The following is a 10,132-nucleotide window of genomic DNA, read 5'->3' as shown; positions in this document are numbered from 1 at the left end:
TCAGCAGCAATGAAGTGGTCGCAGGACAGGTGGTGGATGCGCGCGAGTTGCTTTTCGAGATCGTGCGCCCCGACCGGCTGCTGGTGCAGGCGCTGGCCTATGACGCTCGCGTCGCCGCTGACATCGAACAGGCGGGTGCCATCACCGCGGCCAAGGAGCCGCTGCGCCTGGCCTTTTTGGGTGGGGGCCTGCAGTTGCGCGAACAGGCGATTCCGCTGCAATTTCGCATCACCCCACCCTTGCCGGCGCTGGCCGTAGGACAGCCAGTGACGGTGATCGTGGGTACCCGCTCGCGGGTCAGGGGCTACGCCGTGCCGCAGTCGGCCGTGACTCAGAACACAGCCAACGAAACCGTCGTGTGGGTGCACGAATCGGCAGAGAGCTTCAAGCCGCGCAAGGTGCAGGTGCAAGTGCTGGACGCGACGCGTTCGGTAGTCACCTCGGGCTTGAAAGCCGGCGAGCGTGTCGTCACGCAGGGCGCCACCCTGCTCGGGCAAGTTCGCTGAAGGCACCCGTTCCATGTTCAAGACCATCATCGACACCAGCCTCAACCAGCGGCTGCTGACCCTTGCCTTTGCCGTCATCCTGATGGCCTACGGCGCACTGGTGCTCCGGGGCACACCGGTCGACGTCTTCCCCGACCTGAACAAGCCTAGCATCACCCTGCTCACCGAAGCTGGCGGCATGGCCCCTGAAGAAGTCGAGCAACTCGTTACCTTCCCGATAGAGACCACGATGAACGGCATGCCGGGCGTGAGCCGGGTGCGGTCGGTTTCTGGTGTCGGCCTGGCGGTGGTGACTGTGGAGTTCGAGTGGGGCAGCGACATCTACCTCAACCGTCAACAAGTGGCCGAGCGGCTGGCGCTGGTGCGTGAGCAACTGCCGCCCGGCGTGACGCCGCAGATGGGGCCCATCAGCTCAATCATGGGCGAGATCATCCTGCTCGCCTTGCCGGTGGACCCTGCAAAAGCCAGCCCGATGCAGGCGCGGGAATACGCCGACTGGGTGCTGCGCCCGCGCCTGCTCACGCTGCCGGGTGTGGCGCAGGTGATCCCCATTGGCGGGGAGGTCAAGCAGTACCGGGTCGAGCCCGATAGCACGCGCATGCTGGCGCTGGGCGTCACGCTGGACCAGGTGAAGACGGCGCTGGAAGGTTTCTCCGCCAACACCAGCGGCGGTTTCCTGGAATCGCAGGCCAAGGAATTCCTCATCCGCCAGCTCGGCCGCACCGCCAAACTATCTGACCTGCAGCGCGTCACGGTGGCGGTCAACAACGGGCAGCCCATTGCCCTGTCGCAGGTGGCCGATGTGCGGCTGGCGGCCGGCATCAAGCGCGGCGATGCCAGCTTCCAGGGGCAGTCGGCGGTCATCCTGGCGGTGCAGAAACAGCCCGCTGCCGACACGGTGAAGCTGACGCGTGAGATCGAGGCCGCGCTGGCGGATCTGGGCAAGAGCCTTCCGCCAGGCATCCAGACGCCGCAAACCTTGTTCAAGCAGGCCGACTTCATCGAGAACTCGATTGCCAACGTGGCCGAAGCGCTGCGCGACGGCGCGATCATGGTGGCGATCGTGCTGTTCGCCTTCCTGCTCAACGTGCGTACCACGATCATTTCGCTGACCGCCATTCCTGTCTCGATCCTGGTCACGGTGCTGGTCTTCAAGTATTTCGGCCTGACGATCAACACCATGACGCTGGGTGGCCTGGCCATTGCGATTGGCGAACTTGTCGACGACGCGGTGGTGGGTGTCGAGAACGTGCTGCGCCGGTTGAAGCTCAACGCCGCTGCGGCCGAGCCCAAGCCAGCCATCGAAGTGATCGCCGCAGCCACACTGGAAGTGCGCTCGGCCATCGTCTATGCCACGCTGATCATCGTGCTGGTGTTCGTGCCACTGTTCGCGCTGCCGGGCATCGAAGGACGGCTCTTCACGCCGCTGGGGGTGGCCTACATCGTCTCCATCCTGGCCAGCATGTTCGTGTCGGTGTCGATCACGCCGGTGATGGCCTACTACCTGCTGGTGCAACCGCCCGTCGGCGCAGTGAACTCCGAGGGGCGCTGGTGGCAGTTCTGGAAGTGGGGTGCCAGCGGCGGCGACCATGATGCCGACAGCCCGCTGGTGCGCGTGCTCAAGCGCTGGGACGCACGGCTGCTTGAATGGTCGTTCGACCGCGCAAGGGTGGTCGTGGCCATCGCCGCGCTGGCGGTCATCGGCGCGGCTGCCAGCGTGCCCTTCTTCGCCCGCGCTTTCCTGCCGCCATTCAACGAGGGCACCTTGACGGTGAGCCTGTTGCTCAACCCCGGCACCTCACTGGCCGAGTCCAACCGCATCGGCGTGCTCGCCGAACAACTGGCGATGCAGGTGCCCGAGGTCATCAAGGTGGGCCGTCGCACTGGCCGCGCCGAGCTCGACGAACATGCCGAAGGCGTGCACTCGTCCGAGATGGACGTGGACCTCAAGGCCTCCGACCGCAACCGCGACCAGATCACGCAGGATCTGCGCAGCCGGCTGGCCTTGCTGCCGGCCGTGGTCAACATCGGGCAGCCGATTTCGCACAGGCTTGACCACCTGCTGTCGGGTGTGCGCGCCCAGATAGCCATCAAGGTCTTCGGCGAGGATCTGGACACGCTGCGCGGCCTGGCGGCCGGTCTGCGCGACCGCCTGGCCGCGATTCCCGGTATCACCGACCTGCAGATCGAGAAGCAGGTGCTGATACCGCAGCTCAAGGTGCGGCTTGACTACGACAAGGCGGCCACCTACGGCGTTGCGCCGGGTCACGTACTGGAGTCGCTAGAGACGCTGATCGAAGGCAGCCGCGTAACGCAAATCATCGAGGGCAACCGCCGCTTCGATCTGATGCTGCGCCTGCCCGACAGCGAGCGCGGCCGCCAGGGCCTGCAAAACCTGCTGATTGAAACGCCTCGCGGGCGCGTGCCGCTGTCGGAACTGGCTACGGTGGAGGAAGGCGATGGCCCGAACCAGATCAGTCGCGAGAACACAAGGCGGCGCATCGTGCTGTCGGCCAACAGCGACGGCGGTGACCTGGGCAAGATCATCGAGCGCATCCGCGCTGAAGTGGCGGCCAACCCCTTGCCGGCCGGCTACAGCGTCGCGCTGGAGGGGCAGTTCCAGGCGCAGGAGCAAGCCACCCGGCTCATCGGACTGTTGTCGCTGGTGTCGCTGGCGATGATCTTTCTGGTGCTTTACAGCCGCTACAAGTCGACCACGCTGGCGCTGATGATCATGAGGAACATCCCGCTGGCGCTGGTGGGCAGCGTCGTGGCGCTGTGGCTATCTGGACAGCCGCTCTCGGTGGCGGCGCTGGTGGGCTTCATCACGCTGGCCGGTATCAGCACGCGCAATGGCATCCTGAAGATTAGCCACTATATCAACCTGTGCGCCTTCGAAGGCGAAGTGTTCGGCAAAAAGTTGATCATCCGCGGCTCGCTGGAGCGGTTGACCCCCGTACTCATGACGGCGCTGGTGGCGGCCTTTGCGCTTGTGCCGCTGCTGCTGGCCGCCGACGCGCCGGGCAAGGAAATCCTGCACCCGGTGGCGGTCGTGATCTTTGGCGGTCTGGTCAGCTCGACCTTGTTGGACACCGTGGTCACGCCACTCATGTTCTACCTGTGGGGCGAGCGCCCTCTGGCGCGCCTGTTGGCTGCCAAACAGACCGAAAGTTTCTGAGTTCTTGAAGAAAAGGCTTTTGCGGCGCCGCCGTCAAGTGCGCCTTCCACCGATGGAGATAAATCATGATCAAGACCTGGGTATCGATGTTTACGCTGGGTTTGGCCGCACTGAGCTTCACCGCAGCGCAAGCCGACGGCGTGGCAAAGGCGAAGCACGGCGGCGTCGTGCAGAAGGCCAATGACATCACCTACGAACTGGTGGCCAACGTCGATGGAGCCGCGCTCCACATCGATGACCATGGAAAGCCGGTGTCGGTGGTCGGGGCCAGCGGTAAGCTCACGGTCTTGAGTGGCGCTGACAAGTCCGAGGCCGAGCTCAAGCCGGCCGGCGACAAGCTCGAGGCCCAGGGCATCAAACTGCCCGCCGGCAGCAAGGTCGTGGCATCCGTCACCACGGCCGACAAGAAGACGGTGAGCGTCAGATTCACGGTCAAATAAAATCAGGCGCAGACTTGTAGCCGCAGCTCTGCTTGCCACGTCCACCATGGCAGCGGCAGCCGGGCTGCCCTACGAAGAGCTTGCGAATGCCAAGGCGGACATCCACGCTGCCCTCGCTCAGGCCCGGAGCAATCAGACGCCCGTGCTGGTCGTCTTGGGTTCCAACTTGTGAGGCGAATGACGCATGCTGCACACGACCTTCAAGGACGGTACGGAAGCACGGCTCATAGCCAAGAAATTCAAGGTCGTGAAGGTCGTGAAGGTCGACGTCGGCCGATTTATCGGAACGTGGATGTGGCTGAAATCTGCAGCCCGTCTTTGAGACGTGGTATCCCGGCGGTGGTGGTGCCTGTCCGCTCTGGGCAAGGTCGTCTATCCCACCAGCGCCGGCGAGCTTGCTAATGCGCGCAAGATGGGCGACCGCGGGATATACGACCTCTTCGACAAGGTCGCCAAGGGAGGCAAGTGGCGTTCCGACTGAATCACTGGGCGACAGTGTTCAGAATCCATCGCCTCACAGCGGTAACAACGACACGTTGGCAGTGCGCTCGACCAGCCAGAGCGCGCCCATCACTATCGCCGCAATCGAACCACCGCGAATGACCCAGGTTCCGTAATGGGCGCTGCGACGCAGTGAAAACAGCAGCGCAGTCACGACCACAACGATGGCGAGTTGGCCCAGTTCCAGGCCGACGTTGAATTGCAGCAACGCCCACGCAAACTGCGACACGGGCAGATCCAACTCGGCCAGTACGCCCGCGAAACCGAAACCGTGGATCAGTCCGAACCCGAAGGTCACCAGCGCCCGTCGTCCTCGGAAGATCGGCTTCATGTTGTCGATCGCGGTGAGGATGATCGTCGCCGCGATGGCCGGTTCGATGAACCTGGGCGACAAGGAAACGGCCCCCGTGGCGGCCAGTGCCAGCGTGATCGAATGGGCCACGGTGAAGCCGGTGACGATGCCGGCCACCGGCCACATGGCCTGCGCAAGCCGCTGCAGCGGCACCCAATAGTTGCCGCTGGAGCGCATAACCGAGGGCAGCAACAGACACAGCAGAAAGAGCACATGGTCGTAGCCGGTCAGGATGTGCCGGACGCCTTCGCGCAAAAACTGCAGTGGGTCGGCCGGTTCCAGCCCTGTCGAAGCCTGCGCGGGTTCCGGACCAGCGGGAGAAGCAACCAGACCCGCCGGTGACGCGGCGCCCGCGGGGTTGGGGGTGATCACGCCAGCAACGATTTGGGGCACCAGCACGCGCAGCTCGGGCGGCCCTCCGGCCCATTCAATCCAAGCCAGGCCGCGGTGGGTGGGATCGATATCGGCCAGCACCGTGTACCGAATCGTAGGTGCCGGGCCCTGCCCGCACACCGCCTGCCACTGAACGGCGGCGTAAACACCGTCGATACGGCGCTCGAGCGACCGCTGCGCTGACTGCAAGTCACAGCCTTCGATCTGGACGCGTGCCTTGAAGTACCTTTCGATGGCTGGCCAAGCACTGCGAATCTCGCCCCAGGTCAAGTGACCGTCGCCGTTGGCGTCAAGGTCCGGCGCTACATCCAAATCCCGCGGCGCCACGTCGACGCGCAAGTTGGCGGCCGCCGTGCCGCCGCCGACCAGTCGCACGTAGGTCGCCTTGTGGGCCTGCGCAGCACTGGCGGCCGGCACCAGCACCGCCAACAACAACGACGCAGCCAGCGTCCTTGACTTCAGCTCAAAGCAGCGCATCGAGACGCTTGTCATGCAGACCGATGGTCTCCTTCAGTGCGGCTACCTCGCGCAACGCGGCGGCGTCCTTGCTGGCTGTAGCCGTCTGGGCGAACAAGAGCAGGTCCAGCGTCTCACGCTGCTGCTTGACGTTCTCACGGGCCAACTCCAGGGCCTTGGCAGGCGCCTTCTCGATCCACAGCGCGTAAGTTCGCGTGCGTGCGTCGTACGCGCCTCCGGGCGCAAGCTGGCGGCGACGATGCGCCCGCCCATCTCCTGCGCATCGGCTTTGGCTTGGGGCGCGCCAGCCTGTGTGTCGGCAATCGCCAGGCGCAACAGCACCGCGTCTGTGCGCTGCTGTCCTTTGAGTTGCGCCAGCGCTTCGCGCGGGCGCTTTCTTTCGAGCAGGATGTCGGCGTACGACGTGGCGGTGTAGGCATCGGGTTGTTCCGCCACTGCCTGGCGGTAAGCGGTTTCGGCCTTGTCCGCGCGAACCGCCCGGGCCTCGCTTTCTGCCAGCGTCGTCAGCACCCAGTTGCGCGACTCTGTGGGCATCCCCGGGGCGGCAAGCATCGAATCGATATCGGCGCGCGCGCCATCGGAGTCGCCGCGCAAGCTGTCGTTCTCGGCGCGGCAGGCGCGGGCGTAAAAGTCGGCTCTGGCAGCGCGAATGCCATCGCAGGCACGGTTGGACGCCTCGAAGCGGCCCTGCACGCGCCGCACCGTCGCCAGAGTGAGCCAGGCCTGAGCGTTGCGAGGCTGGCGCTTGACCCAGCGTTCCAGGTTGGTCGCGGCCGTGTCGAAGTCGTGCAGAAAATGTTGCAAAGTCGCCAGCAGCAGCTCAATTTCATCCGGCGCTGTATCGGCCACCGGCCAAGCCTGCAAGGCGGCGAGCGCCCGGCCGGCGTAGCGTGGATCGCCCTTTTCGGGCGTGGTCCAAATATCGTCGGGCCAGTTGTGCCGCCAGAGCCGCATCAAGAGGGTTGGCAACAAGTTGCTGGCGCAGACGCCGGTCTTCGGCCCGGCTTGCGGACACCGCGGGCAGCATTTCAATGACTTCGTCGTCCCGTGCGGGTGTGACCACAGTCGCACTGGGGCCTGTTAACACAAACGCAGACCGTCAGCGACGAGCACGAAGCTAATGAAGCCTAGGAACATCAGGTCGAGTTTCTCGAACCGCGAGAAGATGCGGCGGTAGCCTTTGAGTCGACGGAGCAAGCGCTCGACCTCATTGCGACGCTTGTACATCTCGCGGTCGTATTCCCAAGGTTCGATCCGCGTCTTCACCGGTGGCACCACCGGAATGAAACCCAGATCCAGTGCCAGCTGCCGTGTTTCATTGCCTTCGTAGGCACGGTCCATCAACAAGTGCACCGGTCTGCTGGTCGGCCCAAGCCTGCTGAGCAGACGCCGGCCTTCGGGCGCGTCGTGAGCCTGTCCAGGCGAGAGGCAGAACGTTACGGCCGTTCGAGCATCCGCGGCAACCATATGAATCTTGGTATTCCATCCGCCTCTGGACTTTCCGATGGACTGCGGACCGTTTTTTTTAGTGCCCCCGTGCCGTCGGGATGGACCTTGATGCTGGTGGAGTCCAGCGAGACCGCTTCGATCCTGATACGCACGACCTGTGCACGCTGCAACTCCTCGAACATGCGATCCAGGACGCCAGCTTTGGTCCAGCGGTTCATACGCGTGTAAATCGTGTGCCAGTTGCCGAAGCGTTTGGGTAGTCCGCGCCACTTGCAGCCATGCTCGGCCACATAGAGGATCGCATTGACCACCTGTAAGTTGCTCAGGCTGACGTTGCCACGCTGCTTGGGCAGGCAGTGCTCAATGGTGGCGAATTGTGCTGGTGTGATCTCCATGCACGAGATTGTCCAACGCAATCGCCATGATCGCTATTAGTGTTAACACGCCCTAGCCAGCCAAGTCAAGCCCGCACACGATGCGATCAACAGTGCGGCTGCGTGCCTTGGATGGATCCGATACCGCTCTGCGGACAGTTTTCTTGCCGACATCTTGGACTCGAATGTTCGAGGTGGAATGGATTGTGCCGCTGTAGTCGATGACTTACGCGTCACGATCGGACAGGGGCCGCCCATGACCAACCTACCCGAAAGCAAGCAGAAACCGACGGGGCTGACCGTCGCAGGCAGGTTGCCGACGCCAGCTTGCGACAGGGTATCGATTTGCTTCGTTATACAACTGGCTGGTGAGTCCAATCGCGGTCGGGTTTCCACGATCGGTTCACGGATGGGCCGATGTCACCTATGATCACAGCGCTGAAGATGGGGAAACTTTTGCGTAGGTTAGTGGCACCGCATTGAGACTGTGAGGGACAAGCTTTGATAACGGATCACAACACGCACCGCCCTTGGCGGCACCCGACAACGACCTCCGCGGTCGCGTTGGCATTGGCCGCCACGTCCACCGGTCTATCCGCCGACATCGTCGACATTGCCTGGGACGCCAATGGCCGTTTCGAGCGCAGCGTGAGCGTTACGCCGGCCGAGTTCGCCGAGGTTTGCGGCAAGCTGTCGGCCGGATTGAAGTTGTGCTGGAGTTTCGACGTCTACACGCCGCTGGACTTCAACGTCCACCACCACGTTGGCAAGGACGCGGTCTTCCTGTCGAAGATGGCCCCGGTGGCCAGCATGAAGGACATGCTCGACATGAAGATCGACCTGGGGTACTGCTGGATGTGAAGCGACAAGTCCTCTGCACCCGCGACGATCACGGTGAAACTCCAGCGCTGATGTCTGCGCCCGCTGACACCCTGGGCCCGCTCATCGAGCGGTGGAAGGCCGACCCCGGGGGAACCTACCGCAGTTGGTTCCTGTGGGACGAGCGGCTGAAGAATTTCCGTTCGATCCGCCGCGGCCTGACGGTCGTGGTTCGTGAAATCGACGCCGGCATGTTCGGCAACGTCTATCGTGGTTCGTCTCTTGAGGTGGTGGTGGGCTCCATTGCCGAACAGCGGCAGATCTTCAAGGGCGCGGACCATGCCTTCCTGTGGAAGCCCAAGCTGCGCATCCCTGACATCTACGAGAACGCTGACAACCAGCGTGCCTTCTCGCGTCTGCTGCACGATTGTGAGTGCTGTGACACGGCCGAGGCGGTGATCGAAGCCATCCGCCGAATCGACGCCATCGGTATCAAGGGTCTTGGGCCTGCGGTTGCCAACCTGCTGTACTTCATTCACCCTACGCTGGTGGTGCCCTTCAATACAGCCATCGTCAAGGGCTACAACGTGCTGACGGGATCGAACGTCAAGCTCGGGCGCTGGGACCAATATATGGCGCTTCGCGAGGGTGCGCTGCGCATGAACGCGGCCCACCGAGGGCTGCTGTCCAACGACCTCGGCGCGATTGCCGGCCTGATGTTCGACGTGGGCAGCGGGCGCTACCTTGCCCCTCCCCGTACCGACGATGCCGCTGCGCAAGCCTCCTGGGCCGCTGATCTGGCGCGTGTGCGCGAGGAGTCGGCAGCCTCGGAAAAGCTGCGCGCCGCACAGCAAGATGCCGACACCACGCACCACGAGATGCAGGGCTGGTTACGCGACCTGGGCCTTGCGCTGGGTTTCGATGTCTGGATCGCGTCCAATGACCGCAGCCGCGCCTATGCCGGTGGACAGTTGGGCGACGGTTGTCTGACGGCACTCATGGCTGAAGGTGTTGCTGCGGCCGAGTCGGTGCGCCTGATCGACGTGATCTGGCTCGACCGGCAGACCCGGCGTGTCGCCGCCGCGTTTGAAGTCGAGCACTCGACGTCGATCCACTCCGGCATCGTGCGCATGCTCGATTTGGCCCTGGGCTCGCCACTGGGCGAAGGCAGCACACTGTTTCTGGTGGCACCCGATGAGCGTCGCGGCGAGGTGGCGCAACAACTGCACCGGCCCGCGTTCATGCGGGTGGCCGAGTTGGGCATCCGCTACCTGCCGTACAGCGAATTGCGCCAGCACAGGCACGCGATGGCGCGCTTTGGCAGTGGGCTCAGACCGGTGCTGGAAGCGTCCATGTTGCTGGCACGGTAGCCGGTTGGCCTGCGGGCTTGTCTCGCGTGAAACAGCATTGCCGCGGCGGTACCGACGGCGGACGCCAGTGGCAGGCGACTTGGCACCCAAACCCCGTGCTGATCCGCTGCTTGAGCGCCGTGCTTGCAAGCTTGTTTAGCCACACCTTGCGGAGCATCCGCAACGTGCCCCTTCAAGGGGTCATCTCGGTTTTTAGAGAATCGTCGACAAAATTCCCTCGGCCGGACCTGACGTCAGGCTCAGCCGCCGTACGCGGGATTCCTAAAGTCTTCG

General features: G+C 63.7%; 9 protein-coding genes. 6 read left to right on the top strand and 3 right to left on the bottom strand.

Annotated elements, in window-relative coordinates:
* From ACN4F8_RS00495 to ACN4F8_RS00480, 4 genes are all read left to right on the top strand, one after another.
* Positions 1-506: HlyD family efflux transporter periplasmic adaptor subunit (locus ACN4F8_RS00495; RefSeq protein WP_419471773.1), on the top strand; the 506-nt coding region annotated here is incomplete at its 5' end.
* Positions 507-519: 13 nt separating this feature from the next.
* Positions 520-3,684, top strand: coding sequence for an efflux RND transporter permease subunit (locus tag ACN4F8_RS00490; protein WP_419471772.1), 3,165 nt, complete (start codon positions 520-522; stop codon positions 3,682-3,684).
* Between the two features lie 65 nt (positions 3,685-3,749).
* Complete coding sequence (locus tag ACN4F8_RS00485; RefSeq protein WP_419471771.1) at positions 3,750-4,124, top strand: hypothetical protein; 375 nt, start codon at positions 3,750-3,752, stop codon at positions 4,122-4,124.
* 184 nt (positions 4,125-4,308) lie between these two features.
* Entirely contained in the window at positions 4,309-4,446 is a 138-nt protein-coding gene (locus ACN4F8_RS00480) for a hypothetical protein (RefSeq protein ID WP_419471770.1), read from the top strand.
* Between the two features lie 192 nt (positions 4,447-4,638).
* On the opposite strand, the gene ACN4F8_RS00475 is transcribed toward ACN4F8_RS00480, so the two are convergent.
* From ACN4F8_RS00475 to ACN4F8_RS00465, 3 genes are all read right to left on the bottom strand, one after another.
* Positions 4,639-5,862, bottom strand: coding sequence for a HupE/UreJ family protein (locus tag ACN4F8_RS00475; RefSeq protein ID WP_419471769.1), 1,224 nt, complete (start codon positions 5,860-5,862; stop codon positions 4,639-4,641).
* 27 nt (positions 5,863-5,889) lie between these two features.
* Positions 5,890-6,804 carry a tetratricopeptide repeat protein gene (locus tag ACN4F8_RS00470; RefSeq protein WP_419471768.1) on the bottom strand — a complete coding sequence of 305 codons (915 nt, stop codon included), beginning with the start codon at positions 6,802-6,804 and terminating at the stop codon, positions 5,890-5,892.
* A gap of 123 nt (positions 6,805-6,927) precedes the next feature.
* A protein-coding gene (locus ACN4F8_RS00465; RefSeq protein ID WP_419471767.1) for an IS5 family transposase occupies positions 6,928-7,691 on the bottom strand; the annotation gives its coding sequence in 2 pieces (ribosomal slippage) (positions 6,928-7,376 and positions 7,376-7,691; 765 coding nt in all).
* 543 nt (positions 7,692-8,234) lie between these two features.
* Between ACN4F8_RS00465 and ACN4F8_RS00460 the strand changes: the two genes are divergently transcribed.
* Positions 8,235-8,531 carry a hypothetical protein gene (locus ACN4F8_RS00460; protein WP_419471766.1) on the top strand — a complete coding sequence of 99 codons (297 nt, stop codon included), beginning with the start codon at positions 8,235-8,237 and terminating at the stop codon, positions 8,529-8,531.
* 50 nt (positions 8,532-8,581) lie between these two features.
* The gene (locus ACN4F8_RS00455) at positions 8,582-9,859 is read left to right on the top strand and encodes a type II restriction endonuclease (RefSeq protein ID WP_419471765.1); all 1,278 of its coding nucleotides are present in this window, start codon (positions 8,582-8,584) and stop codon (positions 9,857-9,859) included.
* The last annotated feature ends 273 nt before the right edge of the window (positions 9,860-10,132 follow it).

Origin of the sequence: Hydrogenophaga sp., assembly GCF_048549895.1 — a bacterium.
GTDB lineage: Bacteria > Pseudomonadota > Gammaproteobacteria > Burkholderiales > Burkholderiaceae_C > Hydrogenophaga.
The sequence above is the reverse complement of the archived record's forward strand: the minus strand, read 5'-3'. Positions and strand labels throughout refer to the sequence as shown.